Below are 15,151 nucleotides of genomic sequence, written 5' to 3'. Positions count from 1 at the left end.
ATGACGACCTACACCGCCCCCGTGAAAGACATGCAGTTTCTGCTGCAGAACGTGCTGAAAGTGACCGAAACCGGCGTACCCGGCTATGCGGATCTGGATGCAGGCTTCACGTTGGCGGTGCTGGAGGAGGCCGGCAAGGTCGCCGCCGAAGTGCTGGCGCCGCTGAACGCGGTGGGCGACCGGGAAGGCTGCGTGCTGGAAAACGGTGTGGTGCGCACCCCCGCAGGGTTCAAGGCGGCCTTCGCCGCGATGAAAGACGGCGGCTGGACAGCGCTGGACTGCGATCCGGCTTATGGTGGCCAGGGCCTGCCCTATCTGATGAACTCGGCCGTGGGCGAGATTTTCGTGTCGGCCAACATGGCCTTCAACATGTATCAGGGCCTGACCCATGGCGCCTATTCGGCGATCCATACCCATGGCACAGAGGCGCAGAAGGCAACCTACCTGCCGAAGATGGTCACTTGCGACTGGACCGGCACGATGAACCTGACCGAGCCGCATTGCGGCACCGATCTGGGGATGATGCGCACCAAGGCCGAGCCTCAGACCGATGGCAGCTATCGCCTCACCGGGCAGAAGATCTTCATCTCGGCGGGCGATCACGATCTGGCCGACAACATCATCCATCTGGTGCTGGCCAAGGCACCGGGCGGCGGCGAGGGCACCAAGGGCATCTCGCTGTTCATCGTGCCGAAATACATGGTCAACGCCGATGGCAGCCTTGGCGCGCGCAACGCCGTGTCGGTCGGCAAGATCGAAGAGAAGATGGGCATCCATGGCAACGCGACCTGCGTGATGAATTATGACGGCGCGACCGGCTTCCTGCTGGGCGAGTTGCACAAGGGGATGCGCGCCATGTTCACCATGATGAACGAGGCGCGGCTGGGCGTGGGCCTGCAGGGTTATGCGGTGGCGGAAGCAGCCTATCAGAACGCGGTCGCCTATGCGAAAGACCGCCTGCAAGGCCGCGACGTGACCGGGGTGAAGAACCCCGCCGGCCCCGCCGATCCGCTGATCGTGCATCCCGACATCCGCCGCAATCTGATGGATCAGAAAAGCTTTGTCGAAGGCGCCCGCGCGCTGACCTTCTGGGGCGCCTCGTTAATCGACCGCTATCACCGGATGGGCGACAAGGATGCCGATGGGCTGGTGGGCCTGCTGACCCCGGTGATCAAGGGGTTCCAGACCGACAAGGGCTTCGAGATGGCGGTGCAGGCCCAGCAGATCTATGGTGGTCATGGCTATATCGAAGAACAGGGCATGAGCCAGTTCGTGCGCGACGCCCGCATCGCCCAGATTTACGAAGGCGCGAATGGCGTGCAGGCGCTGGATCTGGTGGGGCGCAAGCTGGCCAGTGATGGCGGCAAGCCGGTTATGGCGTTCTTTGATCTGGTGAAAGCCGAATGCAAGGCGCATGAGGGCGATGCGCGGATGCAGCCCTTCACCGATGCGCTGAAAACCGCCTCGAAGCAGATGCAGGCGGCGGGCATGTTCTTCATGCAGAACGGCATGAAGACCCCCAATGCGGCGCTGGCCGGGTCTTATGACTTCATGCACCTGATGGGCCATGTCTGCCTCGGCCTGATGTGGACGCGCATGGCGAAGGCGGCCTTCACGGCGCTGGATGCCGGGGCGGAGGACACGCCGTTCCATGAAACCAAGATCGCCACCGGCCGCTATTACATGGCGCGCCAACTTCCCGCCTGCGCCACGCATCTGGCCCGGATCGAAAGCGGCGCCGAGACGGTTATGGCGCTGCGCGCAGAGGCGTTCTAAGCTGGGGCATATCCCGAAGGGCCGCGAATTTTCTGCGAAAATTCCGGCCCGGCCCAGCCGGAGTTCCCCATGCCGAAACGCTTTCGCCTCACCCGCCGCTTTCCCGTTGCCATGACCGAAGACGGCTATCGCCGCCTGAAACGCTTTGCCCAGGAGGCGGGGCTGGACGAAGGCGAGGCGCTGTCCTTCCTGTTCGAGAACTGGTCGAGCGTGATTGATGCAGACAATCTGACCCACCGGCTGCGCCTGTTCAATGCCGAGATCGACAGCCGGAAACGCTGAGCAGATGGAGGATGCGGGCGCCTTCGGCGGGAGAGTATTTTGGCCAGGATGAAACCGCGATCCACCCCACCCCGCTTGACGCCTTGGCTATGCGATTTATCGGGATGGGGCTTCACCCTGGACGGTCATCGGCTCTCCAGCCTGTTCCGTAGCGTCAGGAAACAGGAACAAAGTTAACAAATCCCTTTCATCCTGGCCAAAATACTCCGCGGGGGTGCGGGGGCGCGAAGCCCCCGCTGCCGACAGATCCCACAGGAAGGACATAAGACATGACAGCGCAACTCTACTGTTTTGGTGAAAGCGGCAATGCCTACAAGGCCGCCCTTGCCCTGACCCTCGCGGGGGCGGACTGGCAGCCGGTGTTTGTGGATTTCTTCAACGGCGAAACCCGAGGCCCGGCCTTCCGTGCGATCAACCCGATGGGCGAAGTGCCGGTGCTGGTCGAGGACGGTGAGGTGCTGACGCAATCGGGCATGATCCTTGACCATATCGCCCGCAAGACCGGCCGGTTCGGCGGCAGTACCCCTGCCGCGCAGCAGGAAGTCTGGCGCTGGGTGTTGTGGGACAATCACAAACTTTCCGGTCAGGCAGGCACCTGCCGCTTTCTGATGAACTTCCTGTCCGCCGAAAAACGGCCCGAAGGCGTGATCCCGTTCCTGCAAGGGCGGCTCAAGGCCGCCTATACCGTGCTGAACGATCACCTCGCACAGCGGGACTGGATCGCCGACACCGGCCCGACCATCGCCGACTTTTCCTGCTGCGGCTATCTCTATTACCCCGAGCCTTTCGGATTCACCCGCGCCGACTGGCCGCATATCGACCGCTGGCTGGGCCGGATCGCCACCCTGCCCGGCTGGAAACATCCCTATGACCTGATGCCCGGCAATCCGTCCGACCGCGCGTGACGCAGCGTGACGGGCAGGCCGGGACGTGACGGCATATCCCACAAGCAGGGGCGGCGCTGCTAGGCTCGCCCCAACCAGACGACCCCGGAGGAGAGAATGACCGAAGCCTATATCTATGATGCGATCCGCAGCCCGCGGGGCAAGGGCCGCCCGGATGGCGCGCTGCATGAGGTGACTTCGGTCGCCCTGTCGGCGCAGATGCTCAATGCGATCCAGTCGCGCAACGGGCTTTCGGGTCCTGCGGTGGAGGATGTGATCTGGGGCAATGTCACGCAGATCGGCGAACAGGGCGGCTGCCTTGCCCGTTCTGCCGTGCTGGCTTCGAACCTCGATCAGGCGATCCCCGGTCTGGCGATCAACCGTTTCTGCGCCTCGGGGATGGAGGCGGTCAATCTGGCCGCCAATCAGGTGAAGGGCGGCGCCGGGTCGGCCTATATCGCTGGCGGGGTGGAGATGATGAGCCGCGTCGCCATGGGATCTGACGGCGCGGCCATTGCAGTGGACCCGACGCTGGCGATGAAGACCTATTTCGTGCCGCAGGGTATCAGCGCCGACATCATCGCCACCGAATATGGTTTCACCCGCGAGATGGCCGATGCGCTGGCCGTGGAAAGCCAGCGCCGCGCCGTTGCCGCCTGGGCCGACAAGCGTTTCGCCCGCTCGATCGTGCCGGTGCGCGATATGAACGGGCTGACCATTCTGGACCATGACGAATATATCCGCCCGGGCACCGACATGGCGGCACTGGCCAGCCTGAAACCCGCCTTCAAGGACATGGGCGAGGGGATGCCCGGTTTCGACAGGGTGGCGCTGATGAAATATCCGCATCTGGAGCGGATCGAGCATATCCACCACGCAGGCAATTCCTCGGGCATCGTGGACGGTGCAGCGGCCATTCTGATCGGCAACGCCGATTTCGGCGCGGCCCATGGGCTGAAACCCCGTGCCCGCATCCGGGCCACGGCGAAGATCGGCACCGATCCGACGATCATGCTGACCGGGCCGGTGCCGGTGACCGAAAAGATCCTGCGCGACAGCGGCATGGCCATCGGTGACATCGACCTGTTCGAGGTGAACGAGGCCTTCGCCTCGGTCGTGCTGCGCTTCCAGCAGGCGTTCGACGTGGACCCGGCACGAGTCAACGTCAACGGCGGCTCGATCGCCATGGGCCACCCGCTGGGGGCCACCGGGGCGATCATCATCGGCACCCTGCTGGACGAGCTGGAGCGGACGGGCAAATCCACTGGCCTTGCCACGCTGTGCATCGCCAGCGGCATGGGTGTGGCCACGATCATCGAGAGGGTGTGATGCCGAAACTTGATCTGACGAAAGTGCCGGTCAAGACCGGCTCCATCTACCCCGCGCCCTATGCCGAGATGATGGCGGGCCGGTCCAGCCTGCGGCTGGGCGATGCCGGGGGGCTGACGCAGTTCGGGGTGAACCTCGTGATCCTGCAGCCGGGGGCGCTATCTTCGTTGCGCCACTGGCACCAGAACGAAGACGAATTCGTCATGGTGATCGAGGGCGAATGTGTGCTGGTGGAGGACGCGGGCGAAACCGTGATGCGGCTGGGCGATTGTGCGGCCTTTCCGGCGGGCAATCCGAACGGGCACCACTTCATCAACCGCTCTGCCGCCGTAGCGAAGTTTCTTGTGGCGGGCACCAAGGCGCCGCAAGAGGTGGCCACCTATTCCGATGTCGATCTGCGGGTGGAAATCGGCGGCGGCAAAGCGCGCTTCACCTACAAGGATGGCAGCGATTGGGAAGGCCCGCGCTGATGCCCAAGGTCGCCCTGCCCCCGTTTGTGACCGAAAGCGATACCGCGCATCCGGTTCTGGGTGGCGGCCTCGGGCCCTACAGCTTTCAGCTGATCTCCGATCCCGGCGGGCTGACGCAGTTCGGCGCCTTCATCGAGGAACTGCCGCCCGGATCAACCTCGGGCCGCCGTCACTGGCACGAGACCGAGGATGAAATGATCCTGATGCTGGCGGGCGAGGTGGTTCTGGTGGAGGAGACCGAAACCACCCTGCGCGCGGGCGATGCCGCCTGCTGGCCTGCGGGCGCCCCGGTGGGGCATCGGCTGGACAATCGGTCGGATGCCCCGGCCCGCTATCTCGTCATCGGCACCCGCAATCAGCGCGATGTCATCCATTACACCGATCACGACCTGATCACCCATAAGGACGGCCCGGCCCGGCGCTATCTGCGCCGCGATGGCACCGACTGGCCCGAGAGGAGGAAAGAATGACCGAATTCACCATGGCAACCGATGCCGATGGCGTTGCCACCATCACCTGGGACGTGCCGGGCAAGAGCATGAACGTGCTGTCGCTGGCCGGGCTGGCAGAGCTGAACGGGCTGATTGACGCGGCACTGGCGGATGCAGCCGTGAAGGGCGTGATCGTCACCTCGGGCAAAAAGGATTTCGCCGGGGGGATGGATCTGAACGTCATCGCCCGGATGAAGGAACAGGGTGGCGCAGAACCGGCCAAGGCCGTGTTTGAAGGCATCCTGCAATTCCACGCGATCCTGCGCAAGATCGAGCGCGCGGGGATGGACCCGAAGACGCTGAAAGGCGGCAAGCCCATCGTGGCGGCCCTGCCCGGCACCGCGCTTGGCATCGGGCTGGAACTGCCGCTGGCCTGCCATCGCATCATTGCCGCCGATAACCCCAAAGCCAAGATCGGCCTGCCGGAAATCATGGTCGGCATCTTTCCCGGCGCGGGTGGCACGACGCGGCTGGTGCGCAAGCTGGGCGCGATGATGGCCGCGCCCTTCCTGCTGGAAGGCAAGCTGTCCGATCCCAAGGGCGCCAAGGCGGCGGGTCTCATCGACGAGGTGGTGGCCCCCGAAGATCTGCTGGCCCGCGCCAAGGAGTGGATTCTGGCGGCGAAGGATACCGATCTCGTGAAACCGTGGGATGCCAAGGGCTACAAGATGCCGGGCGGCACGCCGTATCATCCGGCGGGGTTCATGACTTTTGTCGGCGCCTCGGCCATGGTGCATGGCAAGACGATGGGGGTTTACCCCGCCGCCAAGGCGCTACTGGCCGCGGTTTACGAAGGGTCGCTGGTGCCGTTTGACACCGCGCTGAAGATCGAGGCGCGGCACTTCACCTCGGTCCTGATGAACCCGTCTTCCACCGCGATGATCCGTTCACTGTTCATCAACAAGGAAGCACTGGAGAAGGGCGCAAACCGGCCCAAGGTTGCCGATCAGACGGTGAAGAAGCTGGGCGTCATCGGGGCGGGCATGATGGGGGCGGGCATCGCCTATGTCAGCGCCACTGCCGGGATCGAGGTCGTGCTGATCGACGCCGCGCAGGACGCGGCGGATCGTGGCAAGGCCTATTCGGAAGGGTTGCTCGACAAGGGTATCCAGCGCCGCAAGGTGACAGCGGAGAAGAAGGCCGAGGTGCTGGCCCGCATCACCGCCACCACCGATTACGCTGCCCTTGTCGGGTGTGACCTGATCGTGGAAGCGGTGTTCGAAGACCCGAAGGTCAAGGCCGAAGTGACCGCCAAGGTTGAAGCCGCCGTCGGGCCGGACTGCATCTTTGCCACCAACACCTCCACCCTGCCGATTTCGGCGCTGGCCAAGGCCTCTGCCCGGCCGGATCAGTTCATCGGCATCCATTTCTTCAGCCCGGTGGACAAGATGATGCTGGTGGAGATCATCAAGGGCAAGCAGACCGGCGACCGCGCCGTGGCCAAGGCGCTGGATTTCGTGCGCCAGATCCGCAAGACGCCGATCGTGGTGAACGACGCCCGCTTTTTCTATGCCAACCGCTGCATCATCCCCTATATCAACGAGGGCATCCGCATGGTGGCCGAAGGGGTGGAACCGGCGCTGATCGAAAATGCCGCCAAGCTGGTGGGGATGCCGCTCGGCCCGCTGCAACTGGTGGACGAAACCTCGATTGATCTGGGGGTGAAGATCGCCAAGGCGACCAAGGCCGCGATGGGCGATGCCTACCCGGATGGCGCGGTGGATGCGGTGCTGTTCGCAATGGCCGATCAGGGGCGGCTGGGGCGCAAATCCAATGCCGGGTTCTATGCCTATGATGCGGCAGGCAAACGGCTGGGCCTGTGGGAAGAACTGGCAGCGCAGTATCCGCTGGCCGAGGTGCAACCCGATCTGACGCAGGTCCAGCACCGCCTGCTGATGGCGCAGGTGCTGGAGGCGGTGCGCGCGCTGGAAGACGGCGTGTTGACCGACATCCGCGAAGGCGATGTCGGCGCGATCCTCGGCTGGGGCTTTGCGCCCTGGTCGGGCGGGCCGTTCGGCTGGCTGGACATCATCGGCGCCCCGCGTGCCGTGGCGATCTGCGACGCGCTGGAGGCTGCCCATGGCGCCCGGTTTGCGGCACCGCAGGTGCTGCGCGACATGGCGGCGCAGGGTCGGGGCTTCTATGACCCGGCTGCGGCGAAAGCCGCCTGATACGGGCCAAGGCCGGGGGGCTGCCCTCGGCCTTACGCCGGATCGTCGAAACGATAGCCGAACCGCGCGATATCTTCGCCGCAAAGATCGGCGACCAGCGCGGCGTCGGCATCGGAATAGCAACCTCGCCAGTCGCGCGGCCGGTCACTTTCATTGACGCGCGGCAAGGGCCCAAGCCGATAACCCAGATGCGCCTCGACCGGGGCCAGATCTTCGGCCAGATGTTCCAGCCGCAGAATTGCCGACCCGCGTTCCACCCCGTGACGGTCGGTCAGATAGGCGCGGGCGGGCCAGAGCCGGAAAGCGGTGCCGATCTGCGGGTGATGCAGGAAATCGCTGAAATTCAAAGCTTTGGCAAGGCCGACCGACGGATGGGCAAAGCTTTGGCCGCGCAGCCAATGGTAATAGCTGAGCAGCCGGTCCCACGGGTTGCGGACCAGCGTAAAGGTAAAAAAACCTTCGATCTCGGCATCGCTGGCAAGGCCCGCAATATCGGCAAGGGTGGAGTGTTTCCACAACCGCCCCGCCGTCTTCACCCCATGCAGCCGGTGTTTGCGCGCGCGGGCCTTCGGCGTATCGCCGATCAGCAGATCGTCCTTCATCGCCCGCGCCTCCAGCGCCAACGACAAGGCGGTGCCGCCGGTCTTGGGGATATGCACGAAGATGAAGCGGCGCCCGCGTGACAGGATCATCGGTTGACCAGCCGCAAGGGGCCGCCCTCCGGGGCATCGAGCCCCTGCGGGCGGCATTGCCATGGCGGGCGGGCCCGGCGATGCGTCTGGCAGGCGCCGGCTGCGGCGGGGGCGTGGGATTTGGGTATTTGGGCAAAGAAGAAGGGGGCCATGTCAGGCCACCGGGTTGGGCAGCGGCCTGCCCTCGGCGCAGGCAATCAGGTTGTCGAGCGCCATCAGCCCCATGGCAGTGCGCACCTCCAGCGCCGCCGTGCCCAGATGCGGCAGCAGGGTGACGTTGTCCAGCGCCCGCAAAGCCTCGGGCACATGGGGTTCATGTTCATAGACATCGAGGCCCGCCCCGGCGATCTGGCCAGTTTGCAGCGCGGCGATCAGCGCGGCTTCATCCACCACATCACCCCGCGCAATATTGATCAGGATACCGTGGCGCGGCATGGCGGCCAGCGCCGCCGCGTCGATCAAGTGACGGGTCTCGGCGCCACCGGGCACGGCGATCACCACGAAATCATTGTTCATCGCCGCCGCCAGCGTCTCTACCTGATCAGCCAGCAGGCCGGGATGGACGACGGGCGAGCGGTTATAGAACCGCACCTCCATGCCAAAGCCGTAATGGCAGCGCCAGGCGATGGCCTTGCCGATACGCCCCATGCCGATGATGCCCAGCCGCTTGCCGAAAACATGGGTGCCCAGCATCTGCGTTGGGTGCCAGCCCTGCCATTGGCCGGACCGCACCAGCCGCTCCCCCTCACCTGCCCGGCGCGCGGTCATCAGCAGCAGCGTCAGCGCAAGGTCGGCGGTGGCATCGGTGACGGCGCCGGGGGTATTGGTCACCGCGACCCCCGCCGCCCGAGCCGCGACCGCATCAATATGATTGTAGCCCACCCCGAAATTCGCCAGCAGCCTGGCGCGCGGTTGCGGCACATCGGCAAAGACCTGCGCCGAGAACCGGTCGCCCAGCGTGGGCAGCACAAGGTCATGGTCGCGCAGCGCCGCGCGCAGCTCCGCATCGTCCAGCGGCAGGGTGTTGGTGCGCGCCGTCACCTCGAACCGCGCGCGGGCGGCCTGCATCACCGCATCGGGCAGCGGGCGGGTGATCAGCAGCCGCATCAGAACAGCCTCCCGCCCAGCGGCACCTCATGGCCCGGCCCGATCAGCACCACTTCGCCCGCCGCATCGGGCAGGCCCAGCACCAGCACCTCGGACAGAACCTTGCCGATCTGGCGCGGCGGGAAGTTGACCACCGCCAGCACTTGCCGCCCGATCAGCGCCTCGGGCGTATAATGCGCGGTGATCTGCGCCGACGAACGCTTCTCGCCAATCTCGCCCCCGAAATCGAGCCACAGCTTGTAGGCCGGTTTGCGCGCCTCGGGGAAGGGTTCGGCCCGGGTGATGCGGCCCACACGGATATCGACCTTGGCAAAATCGTCATAGGTGATGGTCACTTGCCCAGCTCCCGCCCGCGATCCGCCGCCGCCTTCACCGCCCGGCGCAGCAGCGGCGGGAAGCCGGTCTCCACATCCATCAGCACCGCCAGCGCCGCCGCCGTGGTGCCACCCGGCGAGGTGACGTTGATACGCAACTGGCTGGCGCTTTCGGGGGCCTGATGCGCCAGCTCGCCCGCGCCGCAGACCGTGGCTCGCGCCAGTTGCATCGCCAGATCCGCAGGCAGCCCCTCGGCTTCGCCCGCTGCCGCCAGCGCCTCGATCAGGTGAAACACATAGGCGGGGCCAGAGCCGGAAACGGCAGTGACCGCATCCATCTGATGCTCGCCCGCCAGCCGCACCACCTGCCCCACCGCCGACAGCAGCGCCTCGGCCAACGCCAGATCGGCCTCTGACGCGCGGGCATTTCCACAGATCGCGGTGATGCCCCGCCCCACGGCGGCAGGGGTGTTGGGCATGGCGCGGATCAGCGGGGTGGCGGCGCCGAATGTCGCCTCGAAACTGGCAATCGTGGTGCCTGCGGCGATCGACAGGAACAGCGTATCCTTGCCCCCTAGCGCAGTGACCTGCGGCAGCGCCGCGCCCATCATCTGCGGCTTCACCGCCAAAAGCACGATGGCCGGTGCCCCCGGCAAGGTTTCGTTGATCCGCACCCCGGTGGTGCACAGCCAGTCCGACGGGTTCGGCTCGATCACCCAGACCGCGCCCGGCGGCACACCCTGCTTCAGCCAGCCCTCCAGCAGTGCCGAGCCCATCTTGCCACATCCCAGAAGCACCAGCCCCCGGTCTTTCACCTTGTCCAAAACCATCGAACGTCCCCTGTCTGTCAGGGGCAAGGTTAGGCGCGACCGTAAGCCTCTGCAATGGCGACCTTCATGGCCTCGGCGGGCGACTGGTCAGTCCAGGACACCATCTGAAACGCCGGATAATAGCGCTCGCATCCCGAAATCGCATCGGAAATCATGTGGTTAAGCTGCTCCGGCCCGGCCAGCGCCCCGCCGGCCAGCGACAGGCCATAGCGCCAGACCATCAACTTCTGCTCGGCCCAGTAGGTGAAAGCCCCGGTCCAGACCTGATCGTTCGCACGATTGATCACATCGTAGAGATCGCCCATGCGCGTGACAGGCGGTTCCATCTCGAAGGTACAGATCAGGCGCAGTGTCTCGTCCTGCGGCGCCCAAGCGAGGGTCAGTGCATAGGTGCGCCACAACCCTTCGACCGCCATGGCGATCTGGTTTTCGGTGACCCGATCAAACTCCCACTGCTGATCCGCCGCCAGCGTTTCCACGAGGTCGATGGGGTGGAGATCGTCTCCGATCAGGAAATCTTCAGCAAGCGACATGGCCCGGCCTCTTCATAACGCCCCGTGCGGATCGGGGATCCACTAGAAGCTGGGGATCGGGCAATTTGCAGCGGAAGCCCGGTCACACCTTACTAGATATGGTGTGGGCAAAGCGGAAGTGTGTAAAGGAAATTCTTCTGTGCATAAGTCTTGGTCTGTTGATTTCCACCCTTGTAGCGTGACACGCAAACTTGCAGAGTTTGACACCAGAACTTGCAGCAGAACGGTTTTCACAGGAGGGGCGTTGTAGCGGGGTTGAACGGGGGTGTGAAGAGGGCCCTCCATGCGAAACCGGACCGGCCCTCTCTGCCTCAAGGTTCCCGTCACACCAACTGCCAGAATGTCCCGCAGTCTGCCAAGAACGGCCCCCCCGAGTGACTGTTGGCACCTACGGGCTTGAAGCTGTCTGACCGCAGCACAGCTTAGCGTTTGCAGAAACCTCAGAATAGCAGTCGTTCGTGCGGACCGCAGCCAACCATACGCCAGATCGCCTGGAGCCGAGCATCGTCGCGACCCGCACGGGCCGGATCAGCGTTTAGAGCGCCCGGTTAGCGCGGGAAGTTCGCCTGCGCTGATTTCTCTGGACATGCGCGTCGGCGAAGTGATCCACTATTGCGAACCTTTACAGAGAGACAGACATGTCCGGATTTAATCCGCTTTCTACAGCGGGATTGAAGAGACTTGAAACCGAGCGCCAGCGCGAAAAGGCTCTCAACCTTACCCGCCGATTTTCGGACGAGCGGCAGGCGCTGATGTCTATTCTCAAAAAGTCCCCAACTATCAAAGCGATGCAGGAGTGGATGGGCGAGGAGGAGATCTCGTCATTCACAAAGAAGAAATTCGTCGTCAAGAAGCCCGTCAAAGAGCATCACGACCCGCACCCTGCCAAACCCGCGCCTGGATTCATGGATCGCCTTCTCGGCCGATCCGCCAAGATCGAACAGGATTACCAGGATCGGTGCGCAATGGTGGACGCCGACAATGCCGAAGCTGAACGCAGATATGATGCGAGCATCGCAGAGTGGGAGGCTCAGTGGTCAAAACACGAGGCAGATCAGGCCAAGACTGAAAAAGCCGAGGCGGCGCGAATTGAGGACGCCAATCAGAAGATCCGTGACATAAAGAAGGCATGGCAGGACGGCGATGCGGAGACCGTTGTTCAATATGTCGCCGCCATCATGAGGATGTCTGACCATCCGCCGCCGCTGGCACCTCGGGTGGAGCTACAGTACGACAAAACCGCAAAGCTCCTCCTGATCGACTATTGGCTCCCGCTGCCGTCAGACATGCCGACGACGAAGACCGTGCGCTATAACGCGACGTCCGGCGAGTTCTCGACGACGCAGATATCGCAGACGGACGCCAAAGCGCTCTACGACAACATGTGCTACCAGGCATGTCTTCGGACGATCAGGGACACCTTTAGGGGCGACAAACCGAAGAACATCGACACGATCGTCTTTAACGGAAATGTCACGGCGGTGAATGCGGCGACCGGCAAAAAATCGACCGAGACGATCATGTCGATACTCGTCGGGCGCGATGCTATCGCAGGAATCGACTTTAAGAACGTCGATCCGAAGGCATGCTTCAAATCCCTGAAGGGGGTTTCGGCATCGAGCTTGTCGGGGCTAGCCGCAGTCGTACCGGTCATTAAGTTCAACAAGACTGACAAGCGCTTCATCAAGGCCGAAGAGGTGGAGCTGGTCGAAGATGGGTCCGTCAACCTCGCTGCCATGGGATGGGAGGAGTTCGAGCACCTCGTCCGGCAGGTCTTCGAGAGAGAGTTTGCATCGCGCGGCGGCGAAGTGAAAATCACACAGTCGTCTGCAGACGGCGGTGTCGATGCCATTGCCTTCGATCCAGATCCGATCACCGGCGGAAAAATCGTCATCCAGGCCAAGCGCTACACCCGGCCAGTCGGCGTCAGCGCGGTGCGGGATCTCTACGGCACGGCACAGTCTGAGGGCGCTTCCAAGGGCATCCTAGTGACGACCGCCGACTTCGGGCCTGACGCCTACAAATTTGTGCAAGGTAAGCCCATCACACTGCTGAACGGTGGACACCTGCTCCACCTTTTGGAGAAACACGGAATGCGGGCAAGGATCGACATTGCACAGGCGCGGAGAGAACTTGGGCTTTCCAGCAAGATTTCGGGGAGGGCTCAAGGATGATCAGCAAGATTCAGGATGCGTCCCCAACCGATCTGATCGAATTCGGTTTCCATCGGGCTTATGAAGCCAAGCGATCTTATCACGCCAAGTGGCGTGCAGTGCAAAAGCGCTTGGAAGAAATCCGAGGGAATGGGACGCCCCATGATGCTGGAGATAACGACGTATATTTCGACCTTCTCCTTAGACAGATGGAGGACGAACACGCGCAATATATTGCGAATACGGGTGAACCTTGTCACCCATACAGTCGGACACGAATTCAGATACAACTGACCCGATACTGGGTGGTGAGCGTCGGTGAAATGCTGCGCGCTACGCGGAATGGCACAGAAGAAGGGTCGGCCATTTGCAAGCGGCTCAATGAGTTGGTTGATCGGTTTGGGGCTATTCGGATGATGGTGGCGAAACAAGATGTCCAGACGCATGGCGCCCCAGCCCCCGAGACAATCCTATCTGCCATCCTCATCGACGGGCCGTCCGGTGAAAACAGCATCTCGTGCGAGCGCATAGCAACGCCGAAAGCCTATCAGGTGAGGCCAATAATCAAACGAGAAACGGGGAGCATCGTCTTCCCGGTCTACGATGCATACGGCAACGTCCTGTGGGATGATGATAGGCAAGGCCTGTCAGACCTTCTCCTCAAAGAGTTTTCATGATCGACGGCCGGACTGGTCAAGAACTCGCGTGGTGGACTTCCCCAAGCCACTCGAACTATTACGCCAGCTGTCCGTTTTGCCCCGCATCGCTACCATGATGACGAGGATTTCGCTGCGGCGCCACTCGAGTGGCTGCTTTGGGGAGCGCCGCCTCGCAGCAGTTGTGTTTGCCGACCGACAGCAAAGGGCCGCATTCACCCCTCCTTCGCCGCCCTCCGCCCTGCCTCGAATGCTGCCTCCAAGGCGGCTTTCACCGACCAGACGGCGAGGTCGTGGAAATCGAGGCTGTCTGAGCGGCGCTCCTCCAGGGTGGGCAAGCCGAGGTGGGTGCGGGCGATCTCGGCGAGAAGGGCGTTGGTCTGGTCTAGGTGCGCGGCCTTGTCGTTCATGGCGCCCTCCTCATACCCGGCCGAGTTGCTGCAACGCACCCACCGCCTTGATCAGGTCAATGGCCTTCTGCAGGTCAGCCTCGGCCCCGATGGCCGTGCCACGCGCAAGACTCTGTTGCCCTTGCCGCGCAGCGGTACCCGCATCGTCCAACTCGCGCGCGGTCTGCATCAGCAGGTCGCGCGCACCGTGATAGCTGGCTTCCATCAGCTTGCAGAGGGTGGTGCTTTCCATGGATCCGGTCCTTTTCGGGTCGTGTTTCATGGTCTGTACATGCCCCCTTGAACGCCGGTTTGAAGCCCCTTGGGATTGCTCTTTCAGGGCAGTTTCGAGCACTTCATTGCGCGACCGGCTCCGCCGCCGCGTCCACCTCCACCACCGTCCCGAACGCCTCGATCTCCGCCCCCTCTAGCGCGCGCATAGACCAACCATGTCACACCACAGCCAGACAGACTGCGGCTCGCCGAGTTTGGCGAGGCCGATGGAGGCCGCCACGCCGCCACAGGCGATGAGGGCCGCAAGAATGCATTGCGTGATCGTTTCGTTCTTCAACGCAGGTACTCCTTCAGCTGACCATTATGGAAATGCCCCGCGCACCGCCGCCATCGCAGCTTCCACCTCCCCCACCGTCCCGGCCGCCTCCACCGCCGCCGCGGTGCCCAGCCGCAGCGCTTCCAGCCCCGCCGCCGCCTGGCGCCACAGATCCGCCATGGCGAGCCAGATCTGCGCCAGTTGCCAGGCGTCGGGGGCGGTGATGCCGATCTCGGCGGCGAGCAGCGGATAGGTGGCGAGGTCGGGCGCGGGGTCGGCGATGTAGCGGGCGGCCTCGGCTTCCTTGGCCATGTAGATCATCTGCTGGCCGGGCAGCGTGGTGATCATGGTGGCGCGGGCGGCGCTGATCCGGGTGGTAATCTCGGTGCGGGCTTGCGCCTTGGCCTCGGCCAGCGCCTCGGTCGCGCGGGTTTCGGGGGATTTCATCAGGGTCCAGTCGATCATGCGACCACCTCCGGGGTATAGCTGGGCAGGGCCACCGGGCCGTCTTCGGTGAGATGGAT

Annotated in this window: 18 protein-coding genes; 9 read left to right on the top strand and 9 right to left on the bottom strand. The window is 63.6% G+C overall.

Annotation, left to right across the window (positions count from 1 at the left end; all coding sequences use genetic code 11):
- The 7 genes from BMX43_RS16615 (at position 1) to BMX43_RS16585 (ending at position 7,403) form a co-directional block, all read left to right on the top strand.
- Positions 1-1,776, top strand: a complete 1,776-nt coding sequence (locus BMX43_RS16615) for an acyl-CoA dehydrogenase C-terminal domain-containing protein (protein ID WP_091303289.1) — start codon at positions 1-3, stop codon at positions 1,774-1,776.
- Between the two features lie 69 nt (positions 1,777-1,845).
- A complete protein-coding gene (locus BMX43_RS16610; RefSeq protein ID WP_091303288.1) occupies positions 1,846-2,058 on the top strand; it encodes a hypothetical protein in 213 nt (70 codons plus the stop codon).
- 269 nt (positions 2,059-2,327) lie between these two features.
- Entirely contained in the window at positions 2,328-2,963 is a 636-nt protein-coding gene (locus BMX43_RS16605; protein WP_091303287.1) for a glutathione S-transferase family protein, read from the top strand.
- A 96-nt stretch (positions 2,964-3,059) separates the two neighbouring features.
- Positions 3,060-4,271: an acetyl-CoA C-acetyltransferase gene (locus tag BMX43_RS16600; RefSeq protein ID WP_091303286.1), complete on the top strand. Its 1,212-nt coding sequence runs from the start codon at positions 3,060-3,062 to the stop codon at positions 4,269-4,271.
- A complete protein-coding gene (locus BMX43_RS16595; protein ID WP_091303285.1) occupies positions 4,271-4,741 on the top strand; it encodes a cupin domain-containing protein in 471 nt (156 codons plus the stop codon). The genes BMX43_RS16600 and BMX43_RS16595 overlap by 1 nt, the downstream gene beginning before the upstream one ends.
- Positions 4,741-5,211, top strand: a complete 471-nt coding sequence (locus tag BMX43_RS16590; RefSeq protein WP_091303284.1) for a cupin domain-containing protein — start codon at positions 4,741-4,743, stop codon at positions 5,209-5,211. The genes BMX43_RS16595 and BMX43_RS16590 overlap by 1 nt, the downstream gene beginning before the upstream one ends.
- Positions 5,208-7,403, top strand: a complete 2,196-nt coding sequence (locus tag BMX43_RS16585) for a 3-hydroxyacyl-CoA dehydrogenase NAD-binding domain-containing protein (RefSeq protein WP_091303283.1) — start codon at positions 5,208-5,210, stop codon at positions 7,401-7,403. The genes BMX43_RS16590 and BMX43_RS16585 overlap by 4 nt, the downstream gene beginning before the upstream one ends.
- Positions 7,404-7,435: 32 nt before the next feature.
- Here BMX43_RS16585 and BMX43_RS16580 read toward each other — a convergent pair whose 3' ends face one another.
- The 5 genes from BMX43_RS16580 to BMX43_RS16560 form a co-directional block, all read right to left on the bottom strand.
- Positions 7,436-8,095 (bottom strand): sulfotransferase family 2 domain-containing protein, encoded by a 660-nt coding sequence (locus BMX43_RS16580; RefSeq protein ID WP_091303282.1) that lies wholly within the window; start codon positions 8,093-8,095, stop codon positions 7,436-7,438.
- Positions 8,096-8,248: 153 nt separating this feature from the next.
- Entirely contained in the window at positions 8,249-9,202 is a 954-nt protein-coding gene (locus BMX43_RS16575; protein ID WP_091303281.1) for a 2-hydroxyacid dehydrogenase, read from the bottom strand.
- A complete protein-coding gene (locus BMX43_RS16570; protein WP_091303280.1) occupies positions 9,202-9,537 on the bottom strand; it encodes a tRNA-binding protein in 336 nt (111 codons plus the stop codon). The genes BMX43_RS16575 and BMX43_RS16570 overlap by 1 nt, the downstream gene beginning before the upstream one ends.
- Positions 9,534-10,346 (bottom strand): pyrroline-5-carboxylate reductase, encoded by an 813-nt coding sequence (proC, locus tag BMX43_RS16565; protein WP_091303279.1) that lies wholly within the window; start codon positions 10,344-10,346, stop codon positions 9,534-9,536. The genes BMX43_RS16570 and proC overlap by 4 nt, the downstream gene beginning before the upstream one ends.
- 29 nt (positions 10,347-10,375) lie before the next feature.
- The gene (locus BMX43_RS16560; protein ID WP_091303278.1) at positions 10,376-10,879 is read right to left on the bottom strand and encodes a type III secretion system chaperone family protein; all 504 of its coding nucleotides are present in this window, start codon (positions 10,877-10,879) and stop codon (positions 10,376-10,378) included.
- 638 nt (positions 10,880-11,517) lie between these two features.
- Between BMX43_RS16560 and BMX43_RS16555 the strand changes: the two genes are divergently transcribed.
- Both BMX43_RS16555 and BMX43_RS16550 read left to right on the top strand, forming a co-directional pair.
- Positions 11,518-13,053 carry a restriction endonuclease gene (locus BMX43_RS16555; protein ID WP_091303277.1) on the top strand — a complete coding sequence of 512 codons (1,536 nt, stop codon included), beginning with the start codon at positions 11,518-11,520 and terminating at the stop codon, positions 13,051-13,053.
- Entirely contained in the window at positions 13,050-13,709 is a 660-nt protein-coding gene (locus BMX43_RS16550) for a hypothetical protein (RefSeq protein WP_091303276.1), read from the top strand. The genes BMX43_RS16555 and BMX43_RS16550 overlap by 4 nt, the downstream gene beginning before the upstream one ends.
- 194 nt (positions 13,710-13,903) lie before the next feature.
- Here the strand turns inward: BMX43_RS16550 and BMX43_RS16545 are convergent, their stop codons facing one another.
- The 4 genes from BMX43_RS16545 to BMX43_RS16535 all read right to left on the bottom strand — a co-directional run bounded on the left by BMX43_RS16545 (position 13,904) and on the right by BMX43_RS16535 (position 15,092).
- On the bottom strand, positions 13,904-14,098 hold the full coding sequence (locus BMX43_RS16545; protein WP_091303275.1) for a DUF6900 domain-containing protein: 195 nt from the start codon (positions 14,096-14,098) through the stop codon (positions 13,904-13,906).
- 10 nt (positions 14,099-14,108) lie between these two features.
- The gene (locus BMX43_RS16540) at positions 14,109-14,330 is read right to left on the bottom strand and encodes a hypothetical protein (RefSeq protein ID WP_091303274.1); all 222 of its coding nucleotides are present in this window, start codon (positions 14,328-14,330) and stop codon (positions 14,109-14,111) included.
- Between the two features lie 174 nt (positions 14,331-14,504).
- On the bottom strand, positions 14,505-14,648 hold the full coding sequence (locus BMX43_RS19885; RefSeq protein WP_175482151.1) for a hypothetical protein: 144 nt from the start codon (positions 14,646-14,648) through the stop codon (positions 14,505-14,507).
- Between the two features lie 24 nt (positions 14,649-14,672).
- Positions 14,673-15,092, bottom strand: a complete 420-nt coding sequence (locus BMX43_RS16535) for a hypothetical protein (protein ID WP_091303273.1) — start codon at positions 15,090-15,092, stop codon at positions 14,673-14,675.
- Between the last annotated feature and the right edge of the window lie 59 nt (positions 15,093-15,151).

Origin of the sequence: Gemmobacter aquatilis (assembly GCF_900110025.1) — a bacterium.
GTDB lineage: Bacteria > Pseudomonadota > Alphaproteobacteria > Rhodobacterales > Rhodobacteraceae > Gemmobacter > Gemmobacter aquatilis.
Note: the sequence above shows the minus strand (reverse complement) of the source record. Positions and strands in the feature narration are given on the sequence as shown.